Here is a 16,982-nt window from a genome sequence, read left to right on the forward strand (position 1 = left end):
CTTGCGAATAACACTATTAACATATTATTAATATACTTTACCGATGATGGTTTGGGTGATAGGAATATTGAACTTTTTGTGAATAAAATCACAATCCATAAATAAGAAGGAATACCCAGAAACCTAACACACCTTGATAACGTAAATACCTTTGTAAATCGTCGTTTTAAAGGAGGATATATGAAAAAGAAAAATCCTGTTATTTTTATTATCATCTGTTTACTAAGTATTATTCTTTTTGTTTCCGGATGCAGCAACTCAGAGGCAAGTCATTCTAAGGAAACTCAAAAAGAAGAAAACAAATACGATAAGCTCGTAAAAGAAAAGAACAAAGAACTCGATCTTCAGCCCATTGAGCTAACTTCATATAGCACGGAAGCAGGAGTCACATTAAAAAAACCCACTTATAAAGAATTCGCCGTCAATCAAAAAGTGATCGTAGAAGGAGCAATCGAGAAGTTTTCAGAGATCAAGTCTGACTATGTTTGGATCAAGGTTCGAGCTAATGAAGAGGGACCTGCTGGAATGGAGCAGGAATATTACGCACCGATTAAGGAAGGAAAGTTTAAGCAAGAGATTTCCCTTTTTAATGGAGAAGGCCAGTATGAAGTAAAAGTGCAGGTGCCTAGCTTAGATCGTGAAGACTATTATTATGAAACAGCATCTTTTACGGTTCATAACGTGAACCCTGACATTGAACGTGATGTTACGTATTCTCCTTTTGGTCAAGAAGCAGAAATACTACTGAATCTTGATCACGGATATGTGACGGAAAAAGAAATTTTTGCATTAAGTGGAGCTGCAGGAACATTATCCGATAACGACACCATCATGATTAAACTAACCAAAGACTCGGATTCCTGGACTCATGTATTGCCGATTGTGGATGGTCAATTTTCCTTTGATGTCCCCCTTTTATATGGAAAAGGCATACATGAACTCGAAGTTCTAGTCCCTGATGAAGAGCGAGAAAAATATTATCAGCCAGCAACCAAAATACTTATTAATAATGAATCTGATCGAACCATGCTACCGATTGATTTTTCAAGTACTTACCTAGAACGAGGTGTCACACTCCAGTATCCACAATTTGGCGGACTCGAATCAGATGGCCTTTTTACGATTAAAGGAACAATTGACCCGAAAGCTTCATTTGGACCCGAAACCACACATATTTATGTGACAACGAAAAAAGGGGAAGACGAAGCACTAGACGTGATTCCTGTAGAAGATTTCTCATTTGATGATTCCTTCTACTTGCGATTTGGATCGGGAACATATGAAGTCATGCTTAGCGTCCCTGAAATCAAGGAAGAGAATAGTGATCGATTTCGATATTTCGGATTTGCCAAATTTGAGGTAGAGTCTACTTCTGAAGATAAGCGAGATTTACTACCATCACGTGGGGTTGAGTCCGATGCTCCAGAAATTAAAGAGTTAGCTGGGCAGTTAACAAACGGTTTAACCACTGACAGGGAAAAAGCAGAAGCCATTTACAAATATGTAGCAAGCAATATCTCCTATGATGTTGAAAAGTACGAAACGAAGAACTATAACTGGGATGATAGTGCCTTAAAAACACTAGAGTTACGGAAGGGGATTTGTCAGGACTACGCTTACCTAACCATTGCCTTATTAAGAGCGAGCAATGTAGAAGCACGATTAATTGAAGGAAATGCCTTTGGAGGATTTTGGCCACAAAAGCATGCTTGGGTTGAGGCAAAGGTTGATGGAAACTGGCTCACCATGGATCCGACCTGGGGCGCGGGTTATATCAAAGACAACGCATTCGTCGCACAGTACACAGCAGAGTACTTTGATCCAAATCCAACAGAATTTGAAAAATCTCATAAGCGTACTGGAGTATCTTATTAACAAGGAAGCACCAGAATTTTCTGGTGCTTGTTCGTGTTACTTTCTCTCAATTAATCCTAGTCCAAGACCTACTGGATCCACTATGTAAGCAAGATAAAACTCTTCAAACTCCATCTTGTCCCTAACCACTAATGCGCCATTTGCAGTTGCTTTAGTAATTGCTTCCTCAATCGAGTCCACCTCTAATTGCAAGCGAATACCGTGAGGATAGTCATGCGGTCCCTTTGCAATTCCACCGTTTATTCCCGATTGCTGATCTTTGGTGGTCGTGACTGTTTGATAATCCCAATGAGGCTCTGAAATCTCCCAACCAAAAACTGTAGAATAAAAACTAGCAGCCTTTTTGGGATCCTGACTATTTAATTCGAATCCTACTAATTTTCCCACTAACTCCACCCCTTTGTCATTTACTTACATTTTAATATAAATTCACCAATTATCATCAAGTTAATTTGGGCTAGCGTCCTTATGAAGGTCGTTTATCTAAATTTTTCTGAGCTAACGTCCTTCATCCACCTAATGAAGAACGTTTCCTTTCATATTACCTGAGCTAACGTCCTTCATCCCCTTTATGAAGTCCGTTTCCTCCCATATTACCTGGGCTAACGTCCTTCATCCCCTTTATGAAGAACGTTTCCTCCCATATTACCTGAGCTAACGTCCTTCATTCACTTTATGAAGTACGTTTCTTTCCATATTGCCTGAGCTAACGTCTTTCATTCACTTTATGAAGAACGTTTCTTTCCATATTGCCTGAGCTAACGTCTTTCATTCACTTTATGAAGAACGTTCCTTCCATATTACCTGAGCTAACGTCCTTCATCCCCTTTATGACGAGCGTTTCTTTCCATATTACCTGAGCTAACGTCCTTCATCCCCTTTATGAAGAACGTTTCCTTCCATATTGCCTGAGCTAACGTCCTTCATGCACCTTATGAAGAACGTTTCCTTCCATATTACCTGGGCTAACGTCCTTCATTCACTTTATGAAGAGCGTTTCCTTCCATTTTTCCCGAGTTAACGACCTTCATTGACACTATTAAAATCGCCATCTCGGGATTTTAATATCGTTCTCCAATAATTAAAAATCTCCTGTTGATAAATTTGTTCCACCTTCCTTGCAAACGAATCAGCAGAGTATTCACATGCGGCTTCCTCTCTTGCATGATGGCTCAATCGACGAGGCAGCTCTTCCTGACTCAGCATTAGGCGAAGTTTTTCATCGAACTCATCAAAGCTTGAATATTGCCACCCATTTACCCCATCTGTAATCACATCATCTAAACAGCTATCCTTCCGGCAAAGGGCAGGCACTCCATTGGCTAATGCCTCCACATACGTCAGTCCTTGTGTTTCACTATTTGATGCACTAACAAACACATCTCCGAGTTGGTAATAAGCAGAAATTTCCGTCGGACAGATCATTCCCACAAATATTACATGATTACGAATTCCCAATGTTTTTGCGTATTGCTCTAGGTTCTCCCGATTGGGTCCATCACCCACAATCAGTAGGGTCACATTCTTTTGCTCTGTTTTTGATAGATAAAATAGTATTTCCTCAAGGTTCTTTTCCTTTGCTAATCGGCCAACCGATAAAAGAACCTTATAATGTTTAGGGATACCCATCTCCATACGAAGAGTTTGCTTTTCATGGTCATCGATGGGTCTGGTTATTTTAGCTAAATTGATCCCTGTAGGCACCACCTGAATGGGTCGAGTCACTCCATATTCGAGCAAAATGGAGCGAACTTTATTCGTAGGAGCTATCACACAGTGTGTGTGGTTTAAGACTTTTCTGGTAAAAAGTGCAACCATGGCTCTGCCCCACTTTTTGTTGGGAGAAAAATAATGCGTATAGTCCTCGTAAACCGTGTGATAGGTATGCACAATCGGAATCCTTAGTTTCCTAGCCATTTGTCGCGCCATTAAAAAGGTACTGAATTCACAGTGAGAGTGAATAATATCCGGCTGCCAGTCAACCAACTCATCAAGAAATTCTGCATCCGTGCGCCAAGCAAATCTTGCGCCAGGGTACAACTTACCCGCTCCAAGTGAGCTAATATAAGTAACATGGTCCTGCGTATACGAACGTTTTGTCATAGATAGAGTTAGGATTCTCACCTCATGACCTAGTTCTCTTAGTTCTTTTTCCAAAGTCATAACAGACGTGACTACCCCATTTATGACAGGCGCGTAGCACTCTGTTGTTAGTAAAATTTTCATATTTAGCCACCTTTGCTCGTTTTTTCATACGGACAAACTTGAGTCTAAATAAAATAAAAAAACACCTTTCATACTATCCATTTAGTATAAAAGAGTGTTTTAAACAAGACTTTGGAGAATTGTTAAATATACTTAAAGATTGTATAAAAAAGAGAGCCCTATTGAAGGACCCTCAAATTTCTTGATTATTACTTGATATCGCCTTTTGGACAGCACGTATTATTCCACCATATCCCGTACATCGACAAAGGTTCCCAGATAGAGCTTCCTGGATTTGCTCGTCTGATGGAGAAGGGTTTGTAGCTAACAAGGCATTTACCGCCATCACCATTCCCGGTGTGCAATAACCACATTGAAAACCACCCTCTTCTAAAAATGCACGTTGAATAGGATCCAGTTCTTCTCCTGCTAATCCTTCAATCGTCACGATAGAAGCGCCGTTTGCCTGATAAGCCATCACTAGGCATGAGTTCACTAACTGATTGTTCATTTGAACCGCACAAGCTCCGCAACGGCCAACTTCACACGAAATTTTCGTACCTGTGAAATTTAATTCCTCCCTCAAAATGGTAACAAGCCTTTTCGTGGGGGGAACCTGTAATACAACATTGCTTCCATTAATGGTTAAAGAGAGCTCCATTTGGGGAGGAGACATGATTTCTGTTTGTTCTTTCATATCCAGCGCTTCTCCCCTCTAGTAGACATTTGCTCTAGTAAAAACTCCCTTGATACAGGTAGTTTGTTAACCCAACACCCCGTTGCATCATGGATCGCCTTCACAATCGCTGGAGCAACGGCAATGGTACCAATCTCACCCACTCCACGCGGACCATATAAATCTCCCTCTTGAAGCTTCTCGATCGCTTCCACATTCATGACAAACGGCACATCTTGAATAGTAGGGATTAGATACGTATCAAAATTATCATTTACGTATGCTCCATTTTCCATCTTTGCTTCTTCCATCAAACTGTAGCCTAGCGCCATAATCCCTCCTCCTTCAATTTGTCCCTGATAACCTAGCAAGCTAACAACAGGACCAGCCGCAATTGCTTGATCTAAATCAAGCACCTTTACCTTCCCTGTTAAAAGGTCAACCTCTACCCGTGCTAACACAGAAGAAAACGCATATAAGAAATGACTTCCATCTACAACCGCATCAGGACTTACGGGAAAGTTAAAGGAAGTTTCTACTTTTAATAATGGTTCATTGAGAGTTTTTTCAGCTAATTCAGCATACGAGACACATAGATTGCCATCATTGAGCCAAACTCCATTCGGTCCCATATTCAGTTCAGCAACGGGTATACCGGTTACACTCGATGCCCTTTCCAATATCTCGCCTCGAAAAGTCTCCTTCATTCTTTGAATGGAATTCCACACCATACTTGTTGCACGAGAGGCTGTGGACGATCCCGATATTGGTACGGAGCCTGTGTCTCCGACAACAATACGAATATCATCTTCCTTGCACTTAAACTCTTCCATAACTAACGTCTCAATCACAGCTAACAAGCCTTGCCCACACTCTTCGAAGCCAAAAGCAGCTTCTATTTTTCCCTCTTTAGTAAAAGAAAGTCGTCCACCTGCTGGATCGATTCGACCGACACCTAATCCTCCACCATGAATGGAAATGGCCACTCCAGTTCCTATTACCTTCCACGGATCTGGCAAATGACTTTCGTTTGTAGTTTCAACCACTTTTTCCTTTATTGCCTCTAAGACATCTTTAGCACCACTTGTAGGAGCGATTTTTTGTCCTAAAGGTCCAGGACTATCCACTTGTCTCAAATTTTTTTCGCGAAATTCAATAGGATCCATCTTCAATTTTTTTGCTAAACGATCGATTTGTCCTTCGAGTGCGAACGTCACCTGATTCCCACCAAATCCTCTAAATTCACCTGCCACACCGTTATTTGTGAAAACGGACAAACCTTCTATTTCTATGTTCGGAATGATGTAAGGACCAGGTGCATGCTCTACAGCAAAATCCAAAACAGCGGGACCTAGTGTGGCATAAGCTCCTGTATCCGCTAAAATCCTTACCTTATGTGAGAGGATTTTTCCCGAATTATCCACACCGGTTTTCATCGTTATTTTCATCGGGTGGCGCTTTAGCCCAGCCCGAACCGATTCTCTTCTCGTTTGATGAATTTTAACAGGACAGTTTGTTGCAAGTGCCAGCAAGGCTCCATACGGCTGTATATTTAATTCATCTTTCCCTCCAAACGATCCACCCATCGGACTCGATACAATCCGAATATCAGACTCATTCATATTTAAAATTCTTGATAGCTGATAACGATCTTTGAACCCATGCTGCGTACCAACATAGACCGTTAATTTTCCGTCAGCTTCAGGGACAATCACTCCACCTTCTGTCTCCATATAAGCATGCATTTGTCTTGGAAGTTCATAGGTTTCCTCTATAATATAGGAGCATGACTGAAATCCTTCCTCCACATCTCCTTTTGAATAATAGGCACGGTGGAGTAGATTTCCATCGGGATGAAGTTTTGGTGCATCAGGATGCAGGGCTTTTTCAGGATCAACAATGACCGGAAGCTTCTTATATTCCACCTGAATGAGTTGCAACGCTTCATCAGCTATTTCTATCGTGTCTGCGGCCACAGCTGCGATCGCATCCCCAACATACCGTACTCGATTCTCACATAGTACTGGCTGGTCAGGAAATATGAGTCCAAACCCGTTTAACCCTGGAACGTCCTCATAGGTGACAATCGCTCTTACCCCAGGAAGCTGCTTCGCCTGGTCAACGGAAATCGATTGTATTTCTGCATGAGGCTCCATACTTCTTAAGATTTTTCCATTTAGCATCCCTGGAAACGATAAGTCGGTTAAATATTTTAGTGCACCAGTTACTTTTCCAGGACCGTCAGGACGTATTTTCTTTTTCTTCGTTTCTATCACTATGAGCCCCCCTCCTTTATCTAGCTAACCCCTTGCAATCTCTGAAACGATCCAATTGGCGGCTACTGATTTTTTATAAGTTGCAGTAGAATAAGAATCTGTAGAAGGAGTAAATTCTTCTTCTATTTTTTCGAATATCTTCTGTAATTGATCGTTCGTCAGTGACGAACCTTCTAATAGTTTTTCAGATTGATATAATCGTTGAGGCTGAGTGGTACTACCACTTACAGCGAGTCGAACGGCTGATATCTCCCTTTTTTCATGAAGATGGAAGGTTCCTGCCACCGTCACAACACTCGGAGTAAACGCCTCACGATGACAAAGCTTCTTATAAAAAAACCGATTCGTTGGATCGTCTGGCACATAGGCAGAGATAATAAGCGATTGATTGTTACTTTTTATATAATCATATATCGGTTGATGTTGAACTGAGTTACCGTCATATACGGAAAGGTCGGCTTCCAATACAAGCAAGGCCGGAATAAGATCCCCAAACCCATTTGCGATGTTACCTCCGATCGTCGCTCTGTTTCGGACAGCGGGTGCCGCAATATTTCTGGCGGCCTCCACAAGAAGAGGATGGATGAGTTCCTTGTTTTGACGACAGAAATCCAAAGGAATGGCAGCACCTAGACGAGTATACGACTCGCCATTTACAAGTTCCTTTCCCCAGCCTTTCATCTCTTTAATACCATCTAAACTAATTAAATGAGAAGGAGCATAGAATCCTTTCGCCCAATGTGTTTGCATTAGAGTTCCACCTGCAATAAACGAAGCGGTTTCCCCTAACTTTTCCATTAGACCCCAAGCCTCCGCGAGTGAGGTAGGCATCCATACTTCCGTATCAATTAGTGAAGTGGTTCCTTGTCTAATCATCTCCATTCACCTCCAAGTACTCTTTCATAATCTTCTTTCGTATCAATATCATAAAAGTCACGAGCTTCTGAGAACTCTACAAACAATCCTTCTAATTCCTGAAAAATCTTTCTTGCCCCTACATCTCCCTGTAGTTTCATCAACTTAGGGATTACCCGTGGGGAAAAGATGACTGGTGGTCTAGGGGTTTCTTCGAAAGAGGCGGCAACAAAATCCCCCTGATGAGCATGATTATAAACAGTGATTAACTGTTCTATGATTGATCTAGACAAAAAAGGCTGATCACCTAGAAGAACCATGATTCCTTTTGGGTTCATACTCATGGCTGCATGTAAGCCACGTTGCAAGGAATGGGCCTGCCCTTTCTCTGCGTCATCACAAACCACAGGAGACCATTGACTAGAATAAGGAGAACAAAAGAGAGAGGGATCAATCCAGTCGAGGGAGTCTGCTATTTTTGAAACAACAAGGACATGTTCTAGGGAGGAAGATAATGCCGTTCGTAGGGCAGAGCTACCGATGGTACAAGTAGAGAGTGGAAGAGAAAGCTTGTTTCCCCCCATTCTGCTACTCTTACCCGCAGCAAGATATATGGCGATGATTCCATTTTTCATAAGTGATTCCCTCTTTGCTTTTTTTCCGTTGTTGCTGAATTAACTCAGCGACAATACTAACCGCAATTTCCTCGGGTCCCTCCGCTCCAATGGATAAACCAATTGGACTTTTCACGTGGGGTGGAATGATATTTCCTTCTAGCAATCGCTGTGTCCTGTTTTTAGACCCAAGTACACCTAAATACCTGATTTCTTTGGTAAGTAAGTATTGTAAATATTCTTTGTCTCTCTGAAAATTGTGTGAAACGACGATGGCAGAATCTGTAGGGAAAAAAGTTAATTTTTCTAAGCTCTCCATCGGAAATCCAACAATCAGTTGATCTGCCTTCGGAAACACTTCTTTATTGCATAACGCCGGACGCCAATCTGATACAATCACTGAAAATCCAGTTTTATTAGCTAAATCTACTAATGGAATAACATCCTCCCCTGCTCCGAAAATCATCAGTCGTGGTTTTGGTTCAAAGGTATGGGTATATATATTTGAAGCTAACTCGGTAGAAAAGAGTGTCCCGCTTTTTTGGGGCATCAAATGATAATTCTTTAACAGACTTTTGGCTGATAAAATATTGCTACCAGTCCAGCTTCCAAAGATTGTTCCATCATCGGTCATAAACAGGCAAGAGGATGCGGATAAATGTTCGTCTAGTTGTTTGATCATCGTTACTCTATTGCCAAGTTCGAGATGATTTTTTAAAATAATCAGATGTTCTAGAAGCTGATCGTCAATTGGTTCGAGTAAGACTGTAATGATTCCATTGCAGCCTGCCCCTTGCCCCCATGAAAGATCATCTTCCGCTTGCATATGATAAACAATGGTTTGGGGCTCACTTGTTCCAAACCATTCTTTTACTCGTAACTCGAGATCGGTTTCTAGACAGCCTGCACTGAGGATGCCAGTCCTTGATCCATTTTGATGGAACAACATCGATGTTCCTTCTTTTCTATAGGCGGAGCCCTCCACTCGGATGATCGTTGCAAGAACCCCCTCATTAGAAGTTGAAATCTTCTGTAGAATGTCATGGATTGCTTCCATCCGTGCCCCTCCTTGAATTTTCGTATAATTCAGTGTATTTATGAATCATACCAAATTAAAAAAGGGAAATGTATAATATTGTAAGGTAACCTGACATAGAAAGTTAAAATGGGGAAGCATTTGAAAACAAAGAAGATCTCTTGTTAAGAGCTGGGATACGAACTCTGGTTGCGCTTTCGGCTCTTGCTCCTGTCTGAATGAACCATTGATTCAGACTCAAGGCTTGTTTTCGGGCCCAGTGCTGTCTCAATTCACCTTTGATTCGGACTTTGGTGGCGCTTTCGGCTCTTGCTCCTGTCCGAATGAACCCTTGATTCGGACTCTACCATTGTTTTCAAGCCCAGTGCTGTCTCAATTCACCTTTGATTCGGACTTTGGTGGCGCTTTCGGCTCTTGCTCCTGTCCGAATGAACCCTTGATTCGGACTCTACCATTGTTTTCATGCCCAGTGCTGTCTCAATTCACCTTTGATTCGGACTTTGGTGGCGCTTTCGGCTCTTGCTCCTGTCCGAATGAACCCTTGATTCGGAATCTACCATTGTTTTCAAGCCCAGTGCTGTCTCAATCCACCCTTGATTCGGACTCAATAATAAATTTCAAGCACAATCCTGTCACAATCCACCTCTCACCCAGACAAAACCACCGTTCACATAACCTCTTTTGCGAAAATCAGCCACACAAAAAGGACTCGGATAAAAATCCAAGTCCACTCTTCCAAAATAACAACGAGCCAAACTAATTAGCCCGCTTATTCAATTCCGTATGATAAGTTGCTTCCGCATTCTTGCTGATGGACTTTCTTAGATTAAAGTAAATGTATACAGCCATTCCTGCCAGCACATAAAACGATCCGTAAAAGTATAGTTGGTTAAATGAAAGCCCAGATGCTAGTAGTCCAACGAGATAGGATCCAAATCCAATCCCCATATCAAATACAGATAAAAAGGTGGCGGTTGCCATGGCTCTGCGTTTCGGTGGTGCAGACTGTATGGCGATGGTTTGGAAGGTTGGAAACAAAGTGCCCCAACCAAGGCCAATAAAAGCAGCTGCAAGCAAAAAGATGAAACCTGATGATGCTTGACTCAGAATGAATAAACCAATGGAGAAAAGAACAATCCCAGGGAAGACAATGATATTTGCTCCAAATTGATCAAACCATCTTCCAGTAAAAGGACGCGACACTAAAAGAACAATAGCATAAACGACGAAGAAAAAGCTTGCGACATGTCCTAAATGGATCTCATTTGCATACACAGAGATGAATGAAATGATTGATGAATAGATAATGGCAAAGAAAGCACCCGTTATGGCAATCGGTAATGCGCTTTTCTCAAAGAGTGAACCTGTTGTAAACTTCGTCGGTCCCTTTGAAGCTTCTCTCTGCACCTTTGTTTTTGATAAAGAGAAACCTGCAACAAGTCCACCTAATGAAGCAACGAGAGCAATCATAAGCATCATGGTAATCCCACCACTTTGCATGGAAGTCAACCCGAGATAAGGACCAATGACCATTGCTAGTGCCGAGGACAAGATAAAGTACCCCATCCCTTCCCCTCTTCTTTTTTCAGGGATAATATCCGCTACGATTGAAACTGCAGCAGTCGTTGCCATCCCAAAGCTTAACCCGTGAACCAATCTTACGGTTAAAAGTTGTGGAACACTATTCGAAAAGAAATACAAAAGGGTGGTAGCAAGAAATAATACTAATGAAGTGATTAAAATGATTCTTCCGCCATATTTTTCGATTAGTTTTCCGGAAAACGGGCGAATAATAATCGCAGCTAGAAGAAATGCCGTAGTAAGTAAACCAGCTGAGGATTTCGATGCTCCTAAGTCGTTAACGATGTAAACGGGTAATGTTACTAAAAGAAAATAGAAGCTCATAAATAAAAAGAAATTGCTGGCTGAAACTGAAATAAAGTTTCTAGTCCACAATTTTGTTTGTTTAGTATCATCCAAGATGTTCACAACTCCCTATAATTTTTTTAACCATGTAGTCACCAGGACTCGCAGTTCCTTTTGATCATGTTCTGAAAGGCCGCTAACGATTTGATTATTCACATTCATAACGGCTTGCTCCCAAACCGGATAGCTCGTGATTGCTTTTTCGGAGAGTCCAATGTACTTTTTACGTCGGTCTTCCCCTTCCGCCTGCTCAACAAGCCCCAGCTTTTGAAGCTTCTGAATGGTTCTTGTCATTGGTGGAGCTTCAATGGCTAAATAATGGCATAGCTCCTTTTGGGTCATAGATCCTTTTTCCTTAAGCACAAATAAAACGGACCATTGAGAGCTGTAGATTTCAAACGGTTCTAAAGCCGCATTTACTCTTTTAGTCAGGTTCCTTGAAAGTTGGTGGATACTATGAAATAGTTCGTGATTCTCCTCCATATAAATACCTCTCCTTACCTATCATATAATTACAATATCACAAATTAGTTACCTAGGTAAGTAATTTACAATAAAAAGGGCACCCGCGAAAGACGAAGTGCCTGTTTGAATCGTTCATTTTTATAATTTATTAGCAAATTCTCCGAGCTTCTTTGAAAGTTTTTCAATTTCCTCAACCAAGGAAGAAATCTCATGAATGGACTGCGCTTGTTCATCACCAACTGTGGCAATTTTTTCAATCGATTTTCCCATATGGTTCGTTGCTTTTTGAATTTGTGAGGTGATTTCACTGACTTTTTGTGTGGACGATACGGTTTCTTTCGAAAATTTTCTAATCTCGTTTGCCACTACTTCAAATCCTTTACCATGCTGTCCTGCTCTAGCCGCTTCAATCGCTGCATTCAAACCGAGTAAGTTCGTCTGATCCGCAACTTTCTTGATCATTGACAAAACGACATCCGTTTCTTTCACATTCTCTCCTGCTTGGCTCGACTGTTCGAGGAGCTCCTTTGATAGTCGGACTAAGGATTCAGATCCTGTCGAAACTGCATTAATTTGTTCCGTAGCGAGCGACAAGGATTTAGATATTTTCTCAGCAATGGCTCTTAGTTCACTCTGTTTTCTAATTTGAACGGCTATGCCTCCAATGACCTTGTTATTCTCATCATGAAGGGGAAGAGCGGTACCTGTAAATTCAAATCCATAAAAATCTTTTGGTACTTCAGCTTGCAACCTTTTATTTTGTCGAATGGCCACGGAAAGGGGTTCTTCTCGATGAATTTTTTGTCCTACTTTAATGTTTAAATCAATATTATCACCTGGAAAATAGGCAATAAATTCTTCAAGATTACAGACAGCCATCGATAAATCAGCAGGAATGGCTGCTTTAAATACTGGGATGTATTCAACTAATTGTTGTAATGAGTTTATTTTATTCAAAACGTGCTCTCCTGTTCGTTTTCTTCTACTTTATAAATGGTATAATTACCTTATTAATGGAAATTCACCACTACTAGAATAAATCTAGTTACTTTTTTTTACAAGTGGTTATTTATATAAAACCTATTTTTATAGGTTTATTTAAAGGGGGAAAAAGATTGGCTCCAATTATTCAAGTAGAAGGAATTCAAAAACAATTCGATGCTCGGCCCGTCTTACATGATGTATCTTTCACCGTTAATAAAGGCGATATTGTTGGGTTGCTGGGACCCAATGGCAGTGGAAAGACAACCATCATTCGATTATTAAATGGTGTTATCGAAGCCACAGCGGGAAAGATACTCGTCAACAATTGGGATCCACATTCACAAGGTCATGAAATTCGAAAAATCAGCGGTATACTTACAGATGGTGCAGGTCTTTATCACGAAATGAGTGGTGTTGATAATCTTAGGTTTTTCGGAAAACTTTATGGAGTAAATGATGAAACGAGGATTCAACAATTACTCGAGGACTTTCAACTGGCCGACCATCAGCAGAAAAAAGTGGGTACCTATAGCACAGGAATGAAACGCAGATTAGGAATCATAAAAGCCATCTTACATAACCCGACCATCTTGTTCTTAGATGAACCAACCAATGGATTGGATCCAGAAGGTATTCAAATGGTTCTTCAGAATATTCATACACTAAACAAACAATACGGAACCACGATCTTCCTCTGCTCTCATATTCTGCACCTGATTGAAAGCGTTTGTACACAATATTTATTTTTGGATCATGGCACCATTATTGAGTCAGGTACCAAGTCAGAATTGGAAACAAAATACATCAAAGAAATCTCTGTAAAAATTGAAACAAATGCCGTAGTAAATGAATTAAATCCTCTTTATAAAGTGGTCAAACAGGACGGCTCTTACATCACCTTTATCCTGCAAACAAAAGAGCAACTTCCAAGATTATTAGAGGAGATATTGAAGAAGCAATTCTGGATTCACCATGTAGAGATTCAAAATAGAGATTTAGAGAGCTTGTATTTTCAGATTAGAGGTGTGAAAAATGAAGATAGATAGGCATGTAGTGTGGACAATAGCCATGAAAGATATTAAAGGCATAACAAGTAATAAACAAGTGCTCATCGGTCTAATTATCCTGCCGTTAATTTTTGCGGTCATTTTTCCTGCTGCATTTATTTTACTTATTCATTTTGTTTCTCTCACCTCTTCTGATATTGAGATCATGACAAACACTATTCTTTCTGGTCTGCCTAACGGCGGTATTAAAGATACGATTAACGCGTTACCATCCTTTAACCATCAAATCATTTATGTTGTCGTAAACTATTTGTTAGGTTCCATGTTTCTTCTTATTCCCGTAATCAATTCAATGATGATTGCTCTTAATAGTTTTGTTGGGGAAAAGGAGAGAGGCACCCTAGAGAGCTTGCTATTTGCACCAATCACAGTAAAAGAACTGTTTATAGGAAAGGTACTATCCGCTTTTGTGCCCACCATGGTGTTAACAATCGGCAGCTTTGTCCTGTTTGGTGTGATTACGACTGCTATTACATATCCAATCTTTAACGGTTTTATTTTTCCAAATACCAACTGGATATTACTCGTATTTTGGTTATCGCCCATCATTACATTATTTACGATCTTAATAGAAGTATTAGTGTCTGCAAGGTCAAAAAGCTTTCAGGAAGCTCAGCAAATTGGTGGACTGGTCATCCTTCCAATCGTTGGATTATTCGTTGGTCAAGCGACAGGAATGCTCATTATTAGCCCGATCATCCTTCTTTTGGTTGGCCTTTTCTTATTGATGATTAACGTGCTACTGCTCTTCCTAATATCTAAATACAATAACCGAAACACCTTATTTGAAAGCCAAGTGTAAAAAAAGAGAATAGGTACAGACATATGTACCTTTTCTTATTCAATTACTCCGGTTTCTGTAATTAACACTTTACTCGATACTTCAAAAGTAGCATTTGGATAGACTGCATTCCACTTTTCCGGATCAAAATTTCTTGTTTGAGTTTTTGCTAAAACGCCGATGCCAATGGGGTCGATACCTTTATCCCGAAAACGATTCAGTAACTCTTCTGTTCGTTTATTTATTTGCTCTTCCAATGACTTTCCAGCTAAATCGATGACCTTTGGATCAAGGGTTTCACCTGAAAATTCTCTTATATGAGCTTCTAGTTTGACACGCAGTTTTACCTTCGGCTGGGTTAAAGGGTCCTCAATTTCATACTTTCTTTTCGTGGTAATATTGTATGTAGTGACATAATCCTCCCCTACTTTAAAGGTATAGGAACCATTCCTAAAATTCTCCATAAGTGCTTTAAAAAAAAACATATCACTATCATTTAGATAATCTACAGCTTTATCTCCTTTGAATAAGGCAATTCCAATAATCTTCACTTTATTTCCTGTCAATTTCACATAGGGAAGAAAAGCATCCTTTACTTTTGAATAATACGAATACATAAATAAATGTAAGTTCGACCGGGGCAACTCTCGGTGCCTCATATTATGTTCGAATAAGGTATTTAAATACGCTCCTGTTCCAAGGTTTCCAAGATTCTTCTCCAATACCTCATCCGCTTTGCCATCAACAACAGCCATATATAAACGATCACCAATGGCCGCATCACGTTCAATTGTATCCGATATTTCGTATACTCCTCTTTCCGCTAATTCTTTACCGAATAGAACGACTTCAATCCCCCCATTTTCTAATGGGTCCGCTGATTTCATTTGTGATTGTCGGTTAATTTCTTTGCTTACTTTAGCCACACTCATAAAGGATTCATTGGATATACTTTTATCCGCTTTATAAACTGGGATCACAATGGTGCCTTTTACTTCTCCATCTTCTCTAGCATCATAGCCAACCGCACTCATAATATTGATATCATCGATGATTTTTTGCTCTACACAACCTGTTAGAAACATAAAGGAAATCAGTAAAAAAATAACTTTCCTCATGCGGATTTCCGCCCTTTCATACGATAAAAAATAATACTAAAAAGAAATAAAAAAGGAATATAACCATAAATTAAATAAAAACCTATTTCAGCAGTAAAATCACTTATCATTTCAATCTGCTCACGGGTTTTTAAAACACAACTACCTGCACAAACGAGTAATAATAGGACGACTAATAGGGTTCGTTGTTTCTTTTTAAAGACTCGTTTTGCCCCCCGGCTTGCAGACCACATTGCTAAACAAAGATTCGGTAAAATTACAAATAACCAAGAAGAAATGGCAACGTATTCAATTCGTTCAACAAATGGAAGTTGAACGATTTTTAACATGGTAAGTGTTGCCCATATATTTCTTATTAATTGTTCCTCTGAAAAGTAAGCAATACTTACGATCATAACGAGAAGATAAATAAAAATGGTCGATTCTGAACCTAAATGAGCCCATTTTTGCGACTTTTTAGGTTCTTTAAAAAATGGATAATAAAATAACAATGTCTCAAATCCTAACACACTTAAGCTTACATCTTTTGTCGATTTCAATATGTCTATCATGGAGTGATCGAAAATAGGCAGTAAATTTTCAAAAAACGCATACTTCAAGGGATAAAACAAGGAAAACAGTAGATATCCTGGCATTACAACTCCTAAAACGGCTATCCCTGTAACGGTCCGTAGGCCTCCATTGACTATGTAAAAAACAATGATCAATATCACAATCGAGAATAGGCTAATTCTAATTCCTGGAAACATCCATACCTGAACTACTTCTATATAAGACCTTAATATAGTCAGTGTTAATAAACAAAAGTATAAGACTAACAAAGTAGAAAAGGCCGAGCCTATCCATTTACCAAAAAAAGCTCGATGTACATCAGTAATATCTCCGTCTTGCTTATTTAGAATTTGATACATCATCCATATGACTACATGAACTCCGATTCCTCCTAAGATAAAAGACATCCACGCATCATTTCCGACTGCTTTCGTGAGCACTCGTTGGAAACCTAAGATTCCTACTCCTATTTGGATCGCTTGTACCAGGTAAAAAGAAAAAAATGGTGACACTTTTAATCGGTCTGGGATGGTAGTCACAAAGGAACAGCTC

Annotated in this window: 15 protein-coding genes; 3 read left to right on the plus strand and 12 right to left on the minus strand. The window is 40.0% G+C overall.

The window, feature by feature from the left end; all coding sequences use genetic code 11:
• The first annotated feature begins 180 nt into the window (after positions 1–180).
• Positions 181–1,875: a transglutaminase domain-containing protein gene (locus ACFFHF_RS16080; protein WP_340905131.1), complete on the plus strand. Its 1,695-nt coding sequence runs from the start codon at positions 181–183 to the stop codon at positions 1,873–1,875.
• Positions 1,876–1,911: 36 nt separating this feature from the next.
• On the opposite strand, the gene ACFFHF_RS16085 is transcribed toward ACFFHF_RS16080, so the two are convergent.
• The 10 genes from ACFFHF_RS16085 to ACFFHF_RS16130 all read right to left on the minus strand — a co-directional run bounded on the left by ACFFHF_RS16085 (position 1,912) and on the right by ACFFHF_RS16130 (position 12,885).
• The gene (locus tag ACFFHF_RS16085; protein ID WP_340905133.1) at positions 1,912–2,262 is read right to left on the minus strand and encodes a VOC family protein; all 351 of its coding nucleotides are present in this window, start codon (positions 2,260–2,262) and stop codon (positions 1,912–1,914) included.
• Positions 2,263–2,892: 630 nt separating this feature from the next.
• On the minus strand, positions 2,893–4,101 hold the full coding sequence (locus tag ACFFHF_RS16090) for a glycosyltransferase family 4 protein (RefSeq protein ID WP_377058578.1): 1,209 nt from the start codon (positions 4,099–4,101) through the stop codon (positions 2,893–2,895).
• Positions 4,102–4,273: 172 nt separating this feature from the next.
• Positions 4,274–4,777, minus strand: a complete 504-nt coding sequence (locus ACFFHF_RS16095) for a 2Fe-2S iron-sulfur cluster-binding protein (RefSeq protein ID WP_160549664.1) — start codon at positions 4,775–4,777, stop codon at positions 4,274–4,276.
• The gene (pucD, locus tag ACFFHF_RS16100; protein WP_377058579.1) at positions 4,774–7,032 is read right to left on the minus strand and encodes a xanthine dehydrogenase subunit D; all 2,259 of its coding nucleotides are present in this window, start codon (positions 7,030–7,032) and stop codon (positions 4,774–4,776) included. Before pucD ends, ACFFHF_RS16095 begins: the two co-directional genes overlap by 4 nt.
• 24 nt (positions 7,033–7,056) lie before the next feature.
• Positions 7,057–7,908, minus strand: coding sequence for an FAD binding domain-containing protein (locus ACFFHF_RS16105; RefSeq protein ID WP_377058581.1), 852 nt, complete (start codon positions 7,906–7,908; stop codon positions 7,057–7,059).
• The gene (locus ACFFHF_RS16110) at positions 7,905–8,522 is read right to left on the minus strand and encodes a nucleotidyltransferase family protein (RefSeq protein ID WP_377058582.1); all 618 of its coding nucleotides are present in this window, start codon (positions 8,520–8,522) and stop codon (positions 7,905–7,907) included. Before ACFFHF_RS16110 ends, ACFFHF_RS16105 begins: the two co-directional genes overlap by 4 nt.
• Positions 8,482–9,558: an XdhC family protein gene (locus ACFFHF_RS16115; RefSeq protein ID WP_377058583.1), complete on the minus strand. Its 1,077-nt coding sequence runs from the start codon at positions 9,556–9,558 to the stop codon at positions 8,482–8,484. Before ACFFHF_RS16115 ends, ACFFHF_RS16110 begins: the two co-directional genes overlap by 41 nt.
• Positions 9,559–10,293: 735 nt before the next feature.
• Complete coding sequence (locus ACFFHF_RS16120; protein WP_377058584.1) at positions 10,294–11,517, minus strand: MFS transporter; 1,224 nt, start codon at positions 11,515–11,517, stop codon at positions 10,294–10,296.
• A gap of 15 nt (positions 11,518–11,532) precedes the next feature.
• Positions 11,533–11,946, minus strand: coding sequence for a MarR family winged helix-turn-helix transcriptional regulator (locus tag ACFFHF_RS16125; protein WP_377058585.1), 414 nt, complete (start codon positions 11,944–11,946; stop codon positions 11,533–11,535).
• 120 nt (positions 11,947–12,066) lie between these two features.
• On the minus strand, positions 12,067–12,885 hold the full coding sequence (locus ACFFHF_RS16130) for a methyl-accepting chemotaxis protein (protein ID WP_377058586.1): 819 nt from the start codon (positions 12,883–12,885) through the stop codon (positions 12,067–12,069).
• Positions 12,886–13,043: 158 nt separating this feature from the next.
• Between ACFFHF_RS16130 and ACFFHF_RS16135 the strand changes: the two genes are divergently transcribed.
• Complete coding sequence (locus tag ACFFHF_RS16135) at positions 13,044–13,958, plus strand: ABC transporter ATP-binding protein (protein ID WP_377058587.1); 915 nt, start codon at positions 13,044–13,046, stop codon at positions 13,956–13,958.
• Complete coding sequence (locus tag ACFFHF_RS16140) at positions 13,945–14,781, plus strand: ABC transporter permease subunit (RefSeq protein WP_377058588.1); 837 nt, start codon at positions 13,945–13,947, stop codon at positions 14,779–14,781. Before ACFFHF_RS16135 ends, ACFFHF_RS16140 begins: the two co-directional genes overlap by 14 nt.
• 35 nt (positions 14,782–14,816) lie before the next feature.
• Here the strand turns inward: ACFFHF_RS16140 and ACFFHF_RS16145 are convergent, their stop codons facing one another.
• The gene (locus ACFFHF_RS16145; protein ID WP_377058589.1) at positions 14,817–15,878 is read right to left on the minus strand and encodes a Ger(x)C family spore germination protein; all 1,062 of its coding nucleotides are present in this window, start codon (positions 15,876–15,878) and stop codon (positions 14,817–14,819) included.
• Positions 15,875–16,969 carry a GerAB/ArcD/ProY family transporter gene (locus tag ACFFHF_RS16150; RefSeq protein WP_377058590.1) on the minus strand — a complete coding sequence of 365 codons (1,095 nt, stop codon included), beginning with the start codon at positions 16,967–16,969 and terminating at the stop codon, positions 15,875–15,877. The genes ACFFHF_RS16145 and ACFFHF_RS16150 overlap by 4 nt, the downstream gene beginning before the upstream one ends.
• Positions 16,970–16,982 lie beyond the last annotated feature (13 nt).

This window comes from Robertmurraya beringensis (assembly GCF_042433785.1).
GTDB classification, from domain to species: Bacteria; Bacillota; Bacilli; order Bacillales; family Cytobacillaceae; genus Robertmurraya_A; species Robertmurraya_A beringensis.

What these genes read in the sequence shown, in the direction of transcription:
- ACFFHF_RS16080 (WP_340905131.1), top strand. Translation starts at nt 181, where the DNA reads ATGAAAAAGAAAAATCCTGTTATTTTTATTATCATCTGTTTACTAAGT.
- ACFFHF_RS16090 (WP_377058578.1), bottom strand. Translation starts at nt 4,101, where the DNA reads ATGAAAATTTTACTAACAACAGAGTGCTACGCGCCTGTCATAAATGGG.
- ACFFHF_RS16095 (WP_160549664.1), bottom strand. Translation starts at nt 4,777, where the DNA reads ATGAAAGAACAAACAGAAATCATGTCTCCTCCCCAAATGGAGCTCTCT.
- ACFFHF_RS16105 (WP_377058581.1), bottom strand. Translation starts at nt 7,908, where the DNA reads ATGATTAGACAAGGAACCACTTCACTAATTGATACGGAAGTATGGATG.
- ACFFHF_RS16110 (WP_377058582.1), bottom strand. Translation starts at nt 8,522, where the DNA reads ATGAAAAATGGAATCATCGCCATATATCTTGCTGCGGGTAAGAGTAGC.
- ACFFHF_RS16115 (WP_377058583.1), bottom strand. Translation starts at nt 9,558, where the DNA reads ATGGAAGCAATCCATGACATTCTACAGAAGATTTCAACTTCTAATGAG.
- ACFFHF_RS16125 (WP_377058585.1), bottom strand. Translation starts at nt 11,946, where the DNA reads ATGGAGGAGAATCACGAACTATTTCATAGTATCCACCAACTTTCAAGG.
- ACFFHF_RS16140 (WP_377058588.1), top strand. Translation starts at nt 13,945, where the DNA reads ATGAAGATAGATAGGCATGTAGTGTGGACAATAGCCATGAAAGATATT.
- ACFFHF_RS16145 (WP_377058589.1), bottom strand. Translation starts at nt 15,878, where the DNA reads ATGAGGAAAGTTATTTTTTTACTGATTTCCTTTATGTTTCTAACAGGT.